We start from the raw sequence: 17,020 nt of genomic DNA on the forward strand, positions 1-17,020 counted from the left end.
ACCGTCTCAATTACAGAATCCAATCAACACCCCTAAATGACCGCCCCCCAGAACCAGTCAACGGCCCAAGACAACACGGAACCCTTGGGCATCAAAAACCCTTTACTCCCCCATCAACCGCTGGGGCAAACAGTGCCTGGGTTACAGTTCATGGTGCCAGCTGGGGCAAAGTCCATCTCCGTTTTAGATCCCTCTGTTTTTAGTACGAGTGACACCCTGCAGCGAGCTGAGCTGCATCAGCCATTTGATGAACTCCCGTTCTTTAAACCGAGCGATCTAAATAGTCTTGGCAAACCATTGGCTGTCTCTGCCCCTGTCGTTGAGCAGTCGGCGCTTACATCCACTATTCAACCCGCAGTGGAGGATATATCTGCTGCTACAAAGCCAAGTTTTCAATCTCTCCAACCATCACCGGATATTTCGGTATCTGCTGCTACAGCGTCTACGTCTGCACCTGCTGATTCTACAATTCAAAGAACTGCAAAGGATATCTCCGCTGCAGCGGAATCAAGATTTCAATCTCTCCAACCATCACCGGATACTCCGGTCTCTACATCTACAGCGTCTACATCTACAGCGTCTACATCTACAGATTCTGCACCTGCTGCTGCTATTCAGAGAAAATCAGATGTACCGTCCGATGTATCGACCTCTGAGAAACCAACATCAAACCCACCCATTTCTCAGATTCAACGCCAATCTGATACGCCTAAACTAGATGACTTCACGCCCACAGTCACCCGACGTAATTTTGCATCAGAAGCCGCCGCTCCACCATACTCTTTTACTGAAACAGAACCATTAATTACTGAACAGCCATCTCCCACAGCAGACCCTACAATCCAAAGAGTATCTGATGAATCAACACCGATTCAAGATACCGATGTTGAAACTGTCTCAACGGTAGCGGATCAGACTCTACAGCGAAAACCCTCAGTCAGTGAATCCCCTTTACCAACCGAGCCATTGATTTCGAGGCGTGAACTACCTTTATCACCCGAACCCGCTATTACTGAGACTGACCAGCCTTCTCTTCAGGGGCCGATAGAATCTGATGCTCCTCCCTTGATTCAACAAAAGGCCGATGCCGCTGTTCTGGACCTTACTCCCGAGAGTTCAGAGACCCTGGCTGAGAATCCAGAGACATCTGTGTCACAGCCATCATCATCTGATATTACTCCGTCATTTACAGAGCCAGCAGTAACCCAAGCTGAGCAGCCACTGCTCAATAAGGCAGCCTCTGTTCAAGAGGTGGCCTCTGTTCAAGAGGTGGCACCAGTAATACAAGAATTACAATCCCCACAGAATACTGTCCCTAGATCATTGTCCCCTGAACCATCTGTCATTGCTGATGAACCTGACTCGGCTCCCATCACACCTAACCCAGAAATCTCAGCAGCAACGCCCTCATTTACTCAACAGGTATCACCTGCAATAGAATCTACGACGCTATCAAGTTCAGATGCACCTACTCCAGCTACTGCAGAATCGGTAACGCCAGAGCTACAGCAAGCGGCCGCATCAACAGAATTGGTAACATCAGGGCTACAGCAAGCGGCCGCATCAACAGAATCGGTAACGCCAGAGCTACAGCAGGCGGTCGATTCAACAGAATCGGTAACCACAAATGATGCTAGAGACATCTCTGGGTTTGCGCAAGACAAGATGGAACAAAATGCATCTGTTGCACAGCCAGTACCTGAGCCAAATGGGTTAAAGACACCCACAAACCCTCTAACGGAGGCTGCTGATATTCAACGGTCCATAGTAGTATCTGAAACAGCACCCTCTTCTGGTCTGGAAGACGGTCCTTTCAATAGGCAGCCATCAACAACGTCAGAGACACCTGATCTAAAACCGTTACCATCTACAAACTCACCACCCCTAACCGCTGAGCCAGCTTTCTCTGATGCCCATCATCCTGAATCTGCGATCGCACCCCCACTTCAGACCAAAGCCTCACCAGATAGTGAGGCTCAAATCTCTACAGCAGACCTAACATCTGAGCTCCAATCAGCAGCAGATGCATCAGTATCAGCTCAAGATATCCACGAAACACCGACAGTCAACCAACCGACCTCAGGTCTACAACCAGAACCATCCATTTTTGAGAACAATGATGGACAGGTTCAGAGCACGGTAACCCCTGAAGCAGTACCCATCACACTAGAATCAACGCCGCCATCGATTCAAGCATCCTCTGAAGTGTTGCCATTAAGTGAGGAAATCTCATCGCTACAAGATAACGGTACAGCCCGTGCATCAGAGCAGGCTACTCCAAAGCAACAGCTAAATGAGCCGCTAAAACCATCTCCAATTCAGCGACAAGTGTTGCCAGATAGCCTGGCTCAACAAACTGAGTCAGGCGCTCCGATTGAACAGACCAATGAGCTTGAACAAAGCATCACATCTACAGAAATACCAGCTACCCCATTTCCTAAAACAGATTTACAACCTGCTGAACAACGACTGCCGCAAGCAGAGTCTGCCTCATTACCATCATCTGACGCTGCACTGTCAGACACAACTGCAACAAATACTTTGCCGGACACACTGTCTGAACCAGCTGAATTATCACCGCCCGAGACCAATTCTCCCGCTATTCAAAGGTTAAGTACACCTGAGTTAGAAACCTCAAGTCAGCACCAAATAATATCTGAGCTGCCTGAACCATCTGAATCATCCTTGCCTCAGACAAATGCTCCTGCTACTCATAGTCTGAATCAGCCTGATGCGGAACCTTCGATTCAGCGCCAAATAATACCTGAGCTGTCTGAACCATCTAAATCATCCTTGCCTCAGACAGATGCGCCCGCTGCTCATAGTCTGAATCAGCCTGATGCGAAACCTTCGATTCAGCGCCAAATAGTATCTGAGCTGTCTGAACTATCTGAACCATTTGAATCATCCTTACCTCAGACAGATGCGCCCGCTGCTCATAGTCTGAATCAGCCTGATGCGGAACCTTCGATTCAGCGCCAAATAGTACCTGAGCTGTCTGAGCCATCATTACCTGAGATAGATTCTTCTGCTGTTCAAAATCTGGGTAAACCTGTTTCAGAAACATCAGTTCAACGCCAAGTAATACCTGAGGTAAGCCCAGAATCTTTAGCTTTACAGGCCTCATCTGTCACGTCTGAGCCACCAGTTGCAGAAACTCCCCAAAGCCCTACTAATGATGTATTAGCCGATAGTCCCTTACCTCCCGTTCAATCTGCCAACCAAGCTGACACCCCGACCCAAACGATCCCACCCTCTCCACGGCCAATTTCTGAGACTACTGTTCCTATCCCTACACCGAACCCTATCCAGCGCCAGACAGCTCACCCGAATCAACCTCCAGCGGAATGGTCTAGCGTTGCGGATCTTCTTTCCCAACTGTCTACTCCGTCTATTGCTGAATCAACATCTTCCCCTGATTCTCCTGAACCTGTTGGGTTGCGGGATTCAAATGATTCTCCTGATGTTGGGTTTCGGGACTCAACCCAACCGACGGCTCCTGAACCTGTTGGGTTGCGGGACTCAACCCAACCTACGGCTCCTAATCCCCCGGTCTCCCCTGCTCCTTCCGCCCCGCCCACTCCCTCCCAACAGGAGGCTTACCCCGACCTCCACCCTTTTGATCCAGGTTCTCAACCCATCCAAGCCAAACGCCAAGATGCTGTCACCCAGGCATCCATTCCTCCGGATCTGCAAGCGTTTGCTGCTAATGATGAAACAGAGGTGCCAACAATAAATGAAACTGCTGAGGAAGAATCGGGTGAGGAAAAATCGGGTGGCAGTGGCAGCACCTCAGCGGATCAGCTAGAACAGCTGGCTCAGGCGGTTTATCAATCGGTTCGGCAGCGGTTGATGATTGAACGAGAGCGGAGCGGGTATTCCTATTCAGGTCGATTATTCTAAATTCTTGAGGGACGTTATGACACTAGAAAAAGCAAAATTGATTGCGATCGCAAGCGAAGCCGAAGACATTGAGTTTATGTTTAACCCCAATGAAATCAGCTTTAGCCGCAGCATGAGTCTGGAGCAAGCCAAGGGCTCGCGAACAAAAAAGGGCCAAAACAAAACCAGCTTTAAGCATCCCAACCCCTACTCTCTCAAAATTGGCAACATTGTGATTGACACCTATGAGGGGGGCGGCAGTGTTCTGGAACATATTAAAAAGTACACAAAGGCTGTCGAATTCTCGGAAAAGGGCAAGGCCGACAAAAAACGTCCCCCAATCTATCTGTTTGTCTGGGGCGGCAATCTGTATATGCGGTGTTTTGTCAAAAATTTTAGCTTTAAGCTCACACTATTTCGAGCCGATGGCACCCCAGTGCGAGCGAGCATTGATTTATCCCTAGAACAGGTGGATCCACCAAATCCTGAGACTAGCCAACTACCTGCTGGCGTTACCCAAGGCATGCGGGATAGCGGCTCACAAATTTTTCTAACCTGAGGGGGCACCCACCATGGCAGATTTTTCCCACAGTTCTGAACCACTTCTAGAGATTGACGGCAGCCCAGCTCCTGACAAACTCATGGAGGATCTGCAACAAATTATCGTTGAAGAAAACGTTAGCTTGCCGGGGATGTTCACCCTCGTCTTCCAGAATTCTGCCCTGCCAGGTCAAGAAGAAGCCGAGATTTGGGAACATGCTAAGCTATTCGATTTTGGCAAGTCCATCAAAATTGGCTTTACCTCCAGCGTCACGGCCTCAGAAGATTTTTCTGAGCAGGAGAAAGGAACCATTTTGGCAGGCGAAATCACCGCCATCGAAACCCACTTCACCCCCGGCTCCCAGGCCCCCATTGTTATTCGCGGCTACGATCCCTCCCATCGCTTACATCGAGGTCGATTTAACCGTTCGTTTCAAAATATGACCGATAGCGATGTGGTTAAGAAAATTGCCGGTGAGGTGGGGATTTCCGCTGGCACCATCGATAACAGCGGTGCCCCCCACGACTATATTTTTCAACAAAACCAGACCAATATGGAGTTTTTGCGATCGCGAGCAGCCCGCTGCGGTTTCGAACTCTTTGTCAAAGACGCCAAACTAAACTTCCGCAAACCCAAAGGCGATGACTCCATAGAACTCACCTGGTTAAAAGACCTCAGCAGCTTTCAAGTCAGAGTCAGCAGCGCTGAACAGGTCAGCAGCGTTGAAGTACGGGGATGGGACTATCAACAAAAGAAACCCTTTGTCGCCACCAAGTCCTCCGATCAGCTGATTACAGCAACCGACTACGGAGATGGCAAAAAGACCAGCAACGTCTTCAAAGAAAAACCCTCCGATCCCAAAATGACCGTCGTGGATCAGCCTGTCTTTACCCAAAAAGAGGCCGATACCATTGCCCAAGCCCTATTTAACGAGCTTAGCGGTGAATTTGTTCAGGCTGACGCCAAGGCAGAAGGTAATCCCAAAATCCGCCCTGGACAGGTGGTCAAACTATCCAAAATGGGTAAGTACAGCGGCAAATACTATGTCACAGAAGCCCGCCACCGGTTTAGTGAGCGCGTTTATACAACAGAATTTAGCATTCGAGGTTTACGAGGCGGTGACCTGTTATCTGTCCTAGCACCACCCGCTCGCCCCAAAGTCGGTCAGACCTTATTAGTGGGAGTGGTCGCCGACAACAAAGATCCCGAAGGTTGGGGCCGGGTGCGAGTGAAATGTCCCACATTAACCGAAGAACATGAAAGCAACTGGGCCAGGGTTGTAGGGGCAGGCGCAGGCAGCGAGCGCGGGTTTGACTGTCTCCCCGAGATTGACGACGAAGTCCTGGTGGGGTTTGAACATGGCGACATTCACCGCCCCTACATTTTAGGCGGCGTATGGAATGGCCAAGATGCACCGCCAGAACCCGTAGACAACAGTGTTGCCGACGGTAAAGTGCGATTACGCACCTTTAAAACCCGCACGGGCCATAGCCTCCAGTTTATAGAAGAAGACAAAGGCAGCAGCAAAAAAGGCATCCAGGTCATCAGCGTCTACGGCCATGAAATCCACCTGAACGACTCCGAGAAAGTAATCAAAATCAAAACCAACGGCGGTCATCAGCTGACCCTGGATGACCAAAGCAAAAAAATTGAAATGAAATCCACCGGCACAATCGCCATAGAAGCCCCCCAAAAAATTGACCTAAAAGTAGGCCAGTCAACCATTGCCATGACCCCATCCGGTGTAGAAATCAGCAGCATGAACTCCACCATGAAAGGAACCGCCCAAGCCAAAGTCGAAGGAGCCCTGGTAGATGTCATCGCCCAAGGCGTAGCCAAAATAAAAGCCGCCACATTAATGCTGGGCTAAGAAAAGACATCACAGAAACAAAAGGAGATTATAATCATGGCAATCCAAGTATGCATGGGAGCCACCCTACAATGCACCTTCGGCGTAGCACCCAGCTCCCTAATAGTAATTCCCAAAGGCCCTCCAGTCACAGCAACAGGCCCCCTAGCCGCAACCATCATGGACCATGTCCCCATGGCCAATATTATGCCATTTGGCATGTGCTCATCCTTAGCCAATCCAACAGTAGCGACAGCAACAACAGCAGCCCTGGGAGTACTGACACCCATGCCCTGCGTTCCCGCAACAACGACACCCTGGGCACCAGGATCGCCAACCGTACTCATCAACAACTCCCCCGCCCTAAACAACACCTCAAAATGCATGTGCATGTGGGCCGGAATCATTAGCGTGCTCAATCCCGGCCAGGCCGTCGTTCAAATTCCTTAGAAACACTAACTTTCGGTAAATAGGCGCTAGCCGATGGCCAAGATACATTAGGCCCAAAGCTAGTCAGCTAGTGCCATGCCGGAGCCCATCGACAAACGCCAGGAACCCTTTTGGGGCCAAGGAATATCATTTCCCCTGAGGATGAATGTGCAGGGGAGCATACAGATTAGTGCCTTCTCCCACAACATAGAAGAATGTATTCACCTGATCTTGCGAACAAAATTGGGCGAACGGCTATATCGACCTGATTTTGGCTCTCGTCTCTCAGAGCTAGTGTTTGCCCCAATGAATACCCAAACCCTATTGTTGATTCGGCTGTATGTAGAAGAAGCACTGGAAAAATGGGAACCACGCATCACCATAGAAGAAATTAAAACTGAACCAGATCCACAACGGGGACGTATCGATATTAATATTCTCTACACCCCCAAAGACTCCCCAGATACTCGCAGTCTGGTGTACCCCTTCTATCTGGTTCCATCCGCAGAGGAGACGCTGCCCCATGGAATTTGACTTTTTGCCAAATCTACCAAAGTCTGACCTGGATGACCGCACCTATAAAGACCTGGTCAATGAGTGTGTCCTGCGAATTCCTCGCTACTGCCCCGAATGGACCAATCACAACCCGGCTGATCCAGGTATTACGCTGATTGAACTGTTTGCCTGGTTAACAGACCAGATGTTGTTGCGGTTTAACCAGGTACCCCGACGCAACTATGTGGCATTTCTAGAAATGTTGGGCATTCGACTACAGCCACCCACACCAGCCCAAACGGCCGTCACCTTTTATCTAAGCCGACCACAGCATCCTGAAGAACGCATACCAGCGATTCCCGCCGGGACAGAAGTAGCAACAGAGCGAACAGAAACTGAGGAAGCCATTGTTTTTAGCACCGATGACGTTCTGATAATTGGTATTCCCCGCATCCGACATTTACTGACAGCAGACCAAACAGAAACTCAGCCACAACGCCTGCGGGATCGACTGGTGAATGTGTGGGCATTAGAAAATACCACCGGACGTTGGTCTGGCCCAGAACAGTCAGTTTTCCAGGCCTATCCCCAGGTGGGAAACTGTTTTTACCTGGTGTTTGATGGCGATGAACCCCTAGATGGCAACGTCATTGAACTCATGGTAGAGGGAGAACCGGCTGCATCCACAGGCATTAACCCAGATAAACCGCCTCGGAAATGGGAAGCTTGGGATGGTGAACAATGGCAGCCCATTTTGTTGAAAGAGTCCGATGACCGTACCAGAGGCTTTAGCTTTGATGAAGATGGGCGACAAGAAATTGTTGACGTACAGCGAGCGTCGGTAACGTTGCATATGCCGCTCCATTGGCCTGCCACCCATTTTTCTAACTACCAAGGACGTTGGCTACGCTGTGTCTACACAGCCTTAGAAGATGATCAAGCAGGCTATAGCCGGTCACCTAAACTGGAAGCGATCACGGCCCACGCTGTGGGTGGCTGTACCGTAACTAGCCAATGCACATTGGTACAAAATGAGCTGTTGGGAGAAAGTAATGGTAAACCGGGACAAACCTTTCAGCTCCAGTCTGAGTCTATTTTACCTCGACAGCCTGAGAACGAATATATTGTAGTGTTGCCCCCAGCAGACTTACCTCAGATCTGGTATGAGGTCACCGACTTTGCCGACTCTCGGACTGATGATCGGCACTATACTCTTGATTCAGTGACTGGAACAATTCAGTTTGGCCCTTTAATTCGAGAGCCTTCCAAACTAAGAGAGGACGCTAGGTATCGTCAACAGGTACAGCAGGCCAATACCCAAACGATTACATCACGGGACATGCTGGAACGACAATATGGAGCAGTGCCACCGAAGGGAGCCACAATTCGCATGAGCGCCTATCGTACGGGCGGTGGCCAACAGGGTAATGTGCAACGCAATAAAGTTCGTATTCTCAAGTCGGCAGTTCCCTATGTGACACAAGTGGTCAACCATCAGCCTGCCGTGAATGGCATTGATGCTGAATCTTTGGAAGAGGCTGTGATTCGTGTACCCAGCCTGTTGCGCACACGTAACCGTGCTGTAACAGCAGAAGACTTTGAAACCCTGACACTCCAGGCTAGCCGTGCCGTCGGTCGTGTCCATTGTCCACAGCAGCAAACTGGCGGACAAGTAAAGCTGTTAGTGGTGCCTAGGATTGATGGCATGGTGGGTACCCAGGGGATTGCCCCCTACCAGCTGAGTTTGAGTGCTCGTCTACGATCAGAGGTGTTACGTTTTTTAGATGAACGACGGCTGTTGGGAATTGAAGTGCAACTGCATGAACCAGACTATGTAGGGGTTTCAGTCCAGGCCGAGGTCGGCGTGCTACCCGGCTATGAATCTCCCCAAGCAAGGCAAGAGATTTTAGATAGCTTACAGCGTAAACTCTATCAGTTTCTCAACCCATTGACAGGGGGAAGCGATGGCCAAGGCTGGCCCTATGGCATGCCCGTTTATAAGTCTGACATTGTTGGATTAATTCAACAAACAGCTGGGGTGCGCTATCTCGGAACGGTGGAGCTGTTTTCCCTACGGCGTCAGGGAGATAGCTGGAGACGATCGTTGGCTTCAGAAGGGGTGATTTTTCCGGGCACATCCGGCTTAATCTGTTCCTGGTCGAATGAAGATTTACGCTCGGGCCATGTTATCAGTCTGAGTCGTTAGGAGAGCCGTTATTAGGAGACCTATCAGTCATTAGATGACTCGTCATTAGGAGAACGTAGTGAGTCTTACTCAGTCGGTGCAATTACAACTAACGCCCATGCAGCTGTTGAACACAACGGCTGCAGAAGACCTGAGTTTTGCCTCAGCCACCGTCAGCTTGCCACAACAGCAGCTGCGGCTAAATCCGGATGAACCCAGTGAGCTATTGATTCAGGTCAAAAACATTAGCCAGCGTCCCCTGCAGCTTCGTCTGAATGTCACCGGAGATTTTCCAGCTAAGTGGTGCTACATGGGGATAGAAGAGCCTACCATATCGACAACGGGGCTATTGCTCAAAAATGGGCCAGGGCAGTTTCCGGTGACCTGGTGTATGCGAGATGCGATCGCACCCCACCAAAATCTCGACATCAGCCTCTACTTCAAACCCGCCGCCGACTTTTTTGAAGCCGCCCATGCCCTGGGTCCCAACGACACCCTCAAACTCAACTACCAGGGACAAATCCAGGTCTACGCCGGACCCGACGGCGCAGATTGTCTCATGGGTGTAGAAAACTTTTCCCTCCATATCCGACCCGACAGCCGCTACTTAAAGTTTCTACCAGCCGTTTACCAGGAAGTGGACTTCATTAGCCGGTTTCTCAAACTATTCGAGCAATCCTTTGACCCTGCAGTACAGGCCATCAGCTGGATGTGGGCCTATCTCGACCCACTAACAGCCCCCGAAGCAATGCTGCCATTTTTAGCCCAGTGGGTCGGCTGGCCTAGCGATATCTACTGGAGTCAGGCCCAGCAACGCCGATTAATCCGCCGTGCCTTCGAAATTTATCAATGGCGTGGCACCAAACAAGGATTGCGATTGTATCTCCATCTATATACCGGTTTACCTCTGGATTTACCTGATACACCGGAATCACAAAAACACATCAGCATCCAAGAAGTTTTTAGCCGTGGGTTTGTCATGGATGAAGCTCGTCTGGACCACGATGCGATTTTAGGCGGGGGCAAACCCTTTCATTTTACAGTGCGGCTGAGAACAGAAGAACCTGAAAAACTCGATGAAGCCCTGATCCATACAATTATTGACCAAGAAAAACCAGCCTTCTGTACCTACGATCTTTTGCTTGGCCCTATCTCTCCCCCTGTCTCCCCCACTCCCCCTACCCATTAACCATCAACCATCAACCATTAACGCTAGTTTACTCTCCAAGCAGACAAAACCCACGTCCCTCTCCCCAACCTCTCCCCAACCTCTCCCCCTCTCCCCCTCCCATGCAAATCTTCCCCACCCCATCCATTCATCCCTTTGAACGCCTCCAGGTTTCTGAAGGGCTGTTGATCACCACCGAACGTTGGCAACAGACCCAACGCTACCATCGACAGCGACAAAATTTTCAATTCCAGGCCCTATACCAGCCAGGCATTGTATGTGGGTTGGGGGTGTCCATTATCTCCAGAAATGCGGACGACAATATCCGATATCAGGACACCAAGAAACTACTGCAGATTCAGCCAGGGATCGCCATTGATGCTAACGGTAATCCGATTATTGTACCAAAACCTGAGGTCTTTCAGCTACGGTCTACACCGACAGAGGCTGAGGTTGTTTATCTGGTAGTTAACTATGTAGATCCCGATGAGCTGCGGTCTCCTCCTGAACAAAATAGTATTCAGGAAACGTTTCGCATTATCGAGAAGAATGCGCTAGCGCCTGAGGATGTAGAACTATGTCGTATTCTCTTTGACGGCACCGATATCTCCCTGGCTGCGGATCCCTATTTCCCAGAGCCAAATACCCTCGATCATCGTCATCGTTTGCCCATTCGCCAGCGTCCCCAGACCACTCTGCAAGTGGCACAGATTGTGGCGGAGCAGCCGGATCAGGTGTCTAGTAAGTCAGTGCAAAAGAGCCTAAGACGCCTGTTAGAATCGGTGGATAGTTTACTACCTACCCTACAAGGGGACACCGATATCCACCGAATTGATCGCACGTCGCTGGCCGGTATTGATCATCGCCCCTATGATCTGATCTATTGCGATTATGAGCAACTCCCTCATTTAGCAGCTGCTGCCCTACCCAGACTCAAAAACTACTTAGAGACTGGCGGGCTGCTGTGCATCAATACCGATATTGCCTCCACCCGTTTAAATGAACTCTATACAGTTCGGCAAGAGCTTTTAGTCGCGTTAGATGATCTAGGAGACTTTACCGACACTGACACCATGCAACAACAGCTGCTATCAGAAGTAGATGCCACCGAAACAGAAATCGCCAGCTCAATTCGAGAGATCTGTCAGTCTGTTTTTGATTTAACGTTGCAAATTGACTATCCCCTCACAGGACGGGGCAAGATAGATTCCGACCATCCACTGTTGACCTATCCATTTTTGTTTGGTCAGCTGCCAACACTGAAAGCCAGGCCCATCCATGGGTTCTGTTGGGGGGGCATTGTGCTGCTGATCAGTAATTTACCCCAGGCATGGCGAGCCGATCCTGCCCTCAAACTATCTCGCAACACTATTCGTGCTGCCCAGGAACTGGGCATTAATCTAATGCACTACGGCTGGCGACGGCGGCAGCTTACCCAGCTCCAAAAGTCTCAGCGGCCTGGGACACCCCCTCCTGTTTCCCCCAGCCTGACTCGGCAAGTAACTCCAGCGGTCTGACCTATGGCAAAACTTATTAATACGCACCTATCAGACTCAATTCTCCACTTTAAGCGGGGGGATCACCCAGCCGCGTTTACCCTGACGGTATATAACGAAAGCTATAAGGAAAAAGAGAGTCATCAGTTTGCCTCGTTTCAGCTCAACCTCCTGGCAGCGGGGACTACCCAGAATATTTCTGATGACTGGTACCGACTGGTGCCAGCGGTGTCCTATAAGATTCCCCCCGGTGACAGCACCCAGTTTCAGGTAGAGATTTTAGATGTGCCGCCGGTCACAGAAGATTTTACCGGAACCATGAACCTGACAGCTCGGGTCTATTCCCCTGAACTGCGGGATGAAGACCGCCGGGATATTCGGTTGGTGGTTGGGGGAGAAACCTTACTACCGCCCAAGCTATCGCTGCCGGAGCAATATTTTAGAGCCTTACCCGAAGAAGTTGTTGACATTGCGGTTACCCTCTACAACCCCAATCGCAAGGCAATTGAATGTGCAGTGAAACTAAACGGACTAGAGCCCAGTTGGTTTCCCGAGGGCATACAGCGATCCACGGAGCTATCACCACGGGAAGAAAAAATCGTACACTTTTCCTGTCATATACCGCTCCCAGCCCAGGCCGCCAGCCAGCTATATACCCTCACATTTGAAGTCCTACGTCCGGTGGCAGTGGCTGCCGCTAGTCAGGCCTCCCTGGAGATTTTACCGGCAGGTACCATCAACTTTAGCTGTGATCCGCAGGCGTGCTGGCTGCCAGAAGAACCAGGCCGTTGGTTTAATCCTCGCCACAGTAGGGCTGACTTTGCCCTTAATCTCGACAATCGTAGTAATCTACCGCTGAGTGGCACAGTCACAGTTACAGCGTTAGAGAAGTCACGACCTTGGAAGTTCTGGCAACGTAAAAAAGAGAAGAGCGCCGCAGACGATACGGGTCTACCCGAGGGCATTAGCCTCACCCCTGGGTTTGTTGATATGGCCGTGGGTGAAACAACCACAATGACCCTGGACGTAGAGCGTAAGCTACCCTGGTTTGGCTGGTCGCGAATCAAACATCTACGGGTGGAAGAGACTCTGTCAGATGCCCATCCGGCAATGGCAGATAATGCAACCAAGTGCCAGACATTAGAACTCCAGATTCTGCCGATGATTCCTGTGTGGCTGCAGTTAGTGGCTGGGTTAGCAGCGGCGGCCATTGTGGGTGGAGTGCTTTGGAAACTGATGAACCAGAGCCATACGGGGCCTGTTAACTCGGTGCAGTTTAATGGGCGCGGCAATGAAGTGATTAGCGCCTCAGATGACCAAACCGTACGTCGTTGGCGTATTAGAGGGCGACGACTAGTATCGGCTGGGGTAGTGGAGAAAAGTGATAAGGCGGTGCGTGTAGTACGCTATCGTCCCGTCAATAATGATGAGGTGATTGCCGGGTTTGAAAACGGTAGCCTGGCGGTTAATAACCTGCTCTCTAATAAGTCAAGTATCTTTGAGTTTGCTTCCGATGATCGGGTTTTTGATCTAGCCTTTAGCCGCGATGCTCGCATGTTGTTTAGTGCCCATGGTAGTGGGCTGGTGCTGCAGTGGGGGGCGGATCCCAGCCAGCGGATTACGCGACAAAACGAGCCCATACGAACCATAGAAACTGATTTTGCGGTAGGTGCGATCGCGCTCCTGGGCCAAACCGATACCCAACTTGCCATCGGTGGCCGCTTTAACCAGCTAATTTTGGTGGATTTAGCCACCCAAGAGAGCCGCAACCTCCCCTACTGGCCCGGCGGGCAGACCGACTACATCCTCAGCATGGCCACCGCTGAAGCCAGACCAGAGCATTTAGTTACCGCCGACAGCCAGGGCAATATTGCCCTCTGGGACATCGATCAGTGCCTCAGTTCCTTGATCAGTTGTGAACCCACAGACCAGTGGTTGGGCCACGGTGGCGCAGCTGTGCGAGCCGTTGATTTAAGTCAGGACGGTTGTTATCTAGCCAGTGCGGGGGACGACGGTCATGTCAGGCTATGGCCACTTACCACTGCCGGTACCCGTCACCCCCAGGCGCTAGAAGGCGACATTCTCCAGTCATCCAAAGAGAGTATGAACGCAGTGGCCATTATTCAGCAACGCAACAGGCTCAAGATTGTTGGCGGTGGAGATGATAGTCGTGTTCGCCTGAGTACCCTGCCCGTCAAACCAGGTCGGCAGCCTCGGGGCAAATGCGCAGTACAGTAGGGAGGTAAGCACCATGGTTCAACAGTTACTCCCAACGGACACCTCAGGAGAAAACATCAATCCCCTGGTGGTGGTGCGCACATCATCTGGTGTGGATTTAGTCAGTCCAGGTGCCACCTTTCAGCTAGGCATCACCATCCACAACCAGGGCCAAAACAGCGCCATCATCTACACCTACATCGAAGAACGCTCGTCCATCCTGCGCCAGTGGTGTCCCTCCATGCAGGAGCGTCTAGCCCTGGGGCCGAACCAGAGTGGCGAAGTTGTTTTCAAAATCCGGGTACCCGCCGATGCCCTACCCGAGATTTTAGAATACGACCTGGTGGTTGATGCCTCCGATTACTATCCGGACTATCCTCCCCAGCGTTATGAGCAACAGCTTCAGGTGCTGGCGGCAGAACGCACCTCGGTGCAGACCAGTGATCCTGTTTTCTATATCGATCCCCAAACCTCATCGCAGAAACCGGTGAGTGCTCAGCCCAATATTGGCCTACCAGTGCAGGTGTGGGTGGAGAATCGGTCTGAGCGGGTAGATCGGTTTCGGCTGAGCTGCGCAGGGCTACCAACCGATTGGGAAACGACAATCACCTATCCCCAGGATAATCAGGGTTTAGGCTTAATTGTTGCTGCCGACAGCATGGGGTTAAATCCAGGAGCGCGGGGACAGATTTTGCTATTGCTCAAGCCCCCTGCCAATGCTCTGGCGGGGAGCTATGTGCCCACCCTAAGACTGTCTTCCCAGAATGATCCAACGTTGAATCTGTTGGACCTGGTTTATTTGCAAGTTGAGCCCACCTATCTACTACAGCCAACGCTCCAAACCCTACGCAGCGAGGTGCGTGGTCAGGCAGGTCTGTTCGAAGTTCACCTGAACAACTCGGGCAATACCAGCCGCGCAGTAGCCGTAAAGGTGCAAGGCCTCAACCAGGCAAAGCACTGTCTCTACACCCTTGAAGAGGAACAAACTACGGTTCTACCCCAGGCAACGCAGCGGATTGCCCTCAAGGGTGAACCGCAAAAGTGGTGGCGACGTCCCCTGTACGGCAGCGGTCGCACCTATAACTTTAGGATCCAGGTAGAAGATCCTGAGAATCACCCTCTGTTAGCCAATGAACTGCGGGGGAGTTTAACCTGGGCAGCGCGTCCCTGGTGGCAGCTGCTGCTGTTGGTATTGGCAGTTTTGGGTGTGTTGGGCACCCTGGCCTGGCTCATTTGGTGGTACATTTTGCGACCACCGGCCACACCTCAGATTTTGGACTTTGCTATTGAGGATGCTCGCTATGCAGAGGCAACGGGGGATGTGGCCAGGGTAGGCTGGCAGATTGAGCACCCTGAGCGGGTAAAGACATTGAGGGTGACTGGTTACAGTGCTGATGGCAAGATCCTGAGCGGTCCGTTGACCTATGATCTGACAGACAAAGATATCCCCCCTGGGCTAGCGGCAAACTGCAATCAACAGGAGGAGATTCTCACCTGTAGCAATGTGCGCACTGATGCGAGAAAGCCGGGGGAATATACCTTTGAACTGACACTGGTTTCTAAAAATAGACGGCAGAAAAAACCGATTACTGAACAGTCGGATGTGGTAGTGATTGATCCGAAGCCGTTGCCGATAGTGGCGGAGTTTTTTGCTCCCGACGTGTTTTATCAAGAGGCGGGGGCGGCTGCACTACTAGATGAGAATGAGGCAGTGGAGGATGAAATTCCTGCCATTGACGGAGCTGGTATTCGCCTGAATTGGCGTATTTCTCAAATTGCTGAGCTACAGGCATTTAAGCTAATTGGTCGTACTGCCGATGGCAAGGTGATGGGGGAGATTAATTATCAGCTGGAACGACGACCGGAAGGGCTGACACTGCCGGATGAGCTGGCAAGCTTCTGCGAGTTTACGGGAGCTGAAATTGTTTGTGAAGATGTGCCGACGGAGGTTTTTCAGGCAGGCACCTACCAGTTTGAGCTACAGACGATTGTCCAGGGCCAGCCCAGTGAGGCAGAACCGATTCTCACAGAACTGATTACGATCGAGCCCCAGGCTCCAGAGATTCTGGCATTTTTGATTAACGGTGAAGTAGCTCAGCCAAAGCTTTTGATTCCGATTCAGCCGGGGGTGTTTGCGCCGACGTTAACGATCGATTGGGATGTGGATGGTGGGGAGACGACCAGTGTGAGCCTATTGCCGGTGCCGGGGAATGTACCGTCTCAGGGGACAATTGCGTTTCCGTTAAAGCCGGAGTCGGGGAGTACGACGATTTCGCTGGAAGCGAAAAATACGGTGGGGAAGAGTATTACGCAATCAGTGGTGGTGGAGACGTTTGACCCGACGCAGCCGGTTACGGCAGAAGAGGTGGCTGCTGCCGCTGCTGCCGCTGCTGCTGAAGCGTCTGCTGCTGCGATGCAAGCGAATGAGGAAGCTGGGGCTGAGGAGAGTTTATTGCCAGAAGGTGTTATGCCAGATGCGTTGGGACAACGGGGTCCGGTTGATACAGAGAGATTGTCACCGTCAGAGCTGCCCCCAAGGTTCAATTAGAGAAAGTTGGATTCAGTGGCAATGGTTCAAAAGCTTTTAAACATTGGTTAACGCCTCAAAAAACTAGAATCAATCAATTGACCTTAAATTACTTTAAGGCTAACCTAAGGTTAGTGTATTGATTTTAGACTAATGTGGCTTCCGGAAATTATGGCCGCGAAACGAGGGGGTAATTCCGGAAATTATGGCCATTCTCTCATTGAACAAACA

10 protein-coding genes are annotated in these 17,020 nt (G+C 51.0%); all 10 read left to right on the top strand.

Annotation, left to right across the window (positions count from 1 at the left end; genetic code table 11):
* The first annotated feature begins 36 nt into the window (after positions 1–36).
* The 10 genes from IXB50_RS14700 to IXB50_RS14745 all read left to right on the top strand — a co-directional run bounded on the left by IXB50_RS14700 (position 37) and on the right by IXB50_RS14745 (position 16,810).
* Complete coding sequence (locus tag IXB50_RS14700) at positions 37–3,903, top strand: hypothetical protein (protein ID WP_215609734.1); 3,867 nt, start codon at positions 37–39, stop codon at positions 3,901–3,903.
* Between the two features lie 16 nt (positions 3,904–3,919).
* A complete protein-coding gene (locus IXB50_RS14705; protein ID WP_215609735.1) occupies positions 3,920–4,441 on the top strand; it encodes a CIS tube protein in 522 nt (173 codons plus the stop codon).
* A gap of 13 nt (positions 4,442–4,454) precedes the next feature.
* Positions 4,455–6,293, top strand: a complete 1,839-nt coding sequence (locus tag IXB50_RS14710; RefSeq protein WP_215609736.1) for a VgrG-related protein — start codon at positions 4,455–4,457, stop codon at positions 6,291–6,293.
* A gap of 36 nt (positions 6,294–6,329) precedes the next feature.
* Positions 6,330–6,722, top strand: coding sequence for a DUF4280 domain-containing protein (locus tag IXB50_RS14715; protein WP_215609737.1), 393 nt, complete (start codon positions 6,330–6,332; stop codon positions 6,720–6,722).
* 75 nt (positions 6,723–6,797) lie between these two features.
* Positions 6,798–7,235, top strand: a complete 438-nt coding sequence (locus IXB50_RS14720) for a GPW/gp25 family protein (protein ID WP_215609738.1) — start codon at positions 6,798–6,800, stop codon at positions 7,233–7,235.
* Positions 7,225–9,402: a putative baseplate assembly protein gene (locus tag IXB50_RS14725; RefSeq protein ID WP_215609739.1), complete on the top strand. Its 2,178-nt coding sequence runs from the start codon at positions 7,225–7,227 to the stop codon at positions 9,400–9,402. Before IXB50_RS14720 ends, IXB50_RS14725 begins: the two co-directional genes overlap by 11 nt.
* Positions 9,403–9,460: 58 nt before the next feature.
* On the top strand, positions 9,461–10,570 hold the full coding sequence (locus tag IXB50_RS22650) for a phage tail protein (protein WP_215609740.1): 1,110 nt from the start codon (positions 9,461–9,463) through the stop codon (positions 10,568–10,570).
* Between the two features lie 101 nt (positions 10,571–10,671).
* Positions 10,672–12,066 (top strand): hypothetical protein, encoded by a 1,395-nt coding sequence (locus IXB50_RS14735; RefSeq protein ID WP_215609741.1) that lies wholly within the window; start codon positions 10,672–10,674, stop codon positions 12,064–12,066.
* A 3-nt stretch (positions 12,067–12,069) separates the two neighbouring features.
* On the top strand, positions 12,070–14,283 hold the full coding sequence (locus IXB50_RS14740) for a WD40 repeat domain-containing protein (protein ID WP_215609742.1): 2,214 nt from the start codon (positions 12,070–12,072) through the stop codon (positions 14,281–14,283).
* 13 nt (positions 14,284–14,296) lie between these two features.
* Entirely contained in the window at positions 14,297–16,810 is a 2,514-nt protein-coding gene (locus IXB50_RS14745) for a COG1470 family protein (protein WP_215609743.1), read from the top strand.
* Positions 16,811–17,020: the final 210 nt, after the last annotated feature.

The sequence above is a fragment of the Leptothoe spongobia TAU-MAC 1115 genome, from assembly GCF_018739885.1.
In the GTDB taxonomy this organism is placed as follows: domain Bacteria; phylum Cyanobacteriota; class Cyanobacteriia; order Phormidesmidales; family Phormidesmidaceae; genus Leptothoe; species Leptothoe spongobia.

Excerpts from the sequence above, each read along its gene's own strand:
- IXB50_RS14715 (WP_215609737.1), top strand. The coding sequence starts at position 6,330 with ATGGCAATCCAAGTATGCATGGGAGCCACCCTACAATGCACCTTCGGC.
- IXB50_RS14710 (WP_215609736.1), top strand. The coding sequence starts at position 4,455 with ATGGCAGATTTTTCCCACAGTTCTGAACCACTTCTAGAGATTGACGGC.
- IXB50_RS14705 (WP_215609735.1), top strand. The coding sequence starts at position 3,920 with ATGACACTAGAAAAAGCAAAATTGATTGCGATCGCAAGCGAAGCCGAA.
- IXB50_RS14735 (WP_215609741.1), top strand. The coding sequence starts at position 10,672 with ATGCAAATCTTCCCCACCCCATCCATTCATCCCTTTGAACGCCTCCAG.
- IXB50_RS14745 (WP_215609743.1), top strand. The coding sequence starts at position 14,297 with ATGGTTCAACAGTTACTCCCAACGGACACCTCAGGAGAAAACATCAAT.
- IXB50_RS14720 (WP_215609738.1), top strand. The coding sequence starts at position 6,798 with ATGCCGGAGCCCATCGACAAACGCCAGGAACCCTTTTGGGGCCAAGGA.
- IXB50_RS14700 (WP_215609734.1), top strand. The coding sequence starts at position 37 with ATGACCGCCCCCCAGAACCAGTCAACGGCCCAAGACAACACGGAACCC.
- IXB50_RS14725 (WP_215609739.1), top strand. The coding sequence starts at position 7,225 with ATGGAATTTGACTTTTTGCCAAATCTACCAAAGTCTGACCTGGATGAC.
- IXB50_RS14740 (WP_215609742.1), top strand. The coding sequence starts at position 12,070 with ATGGCAAAACTTATTAATACGCACCTATCAGACTCAATTCTCCACTTT.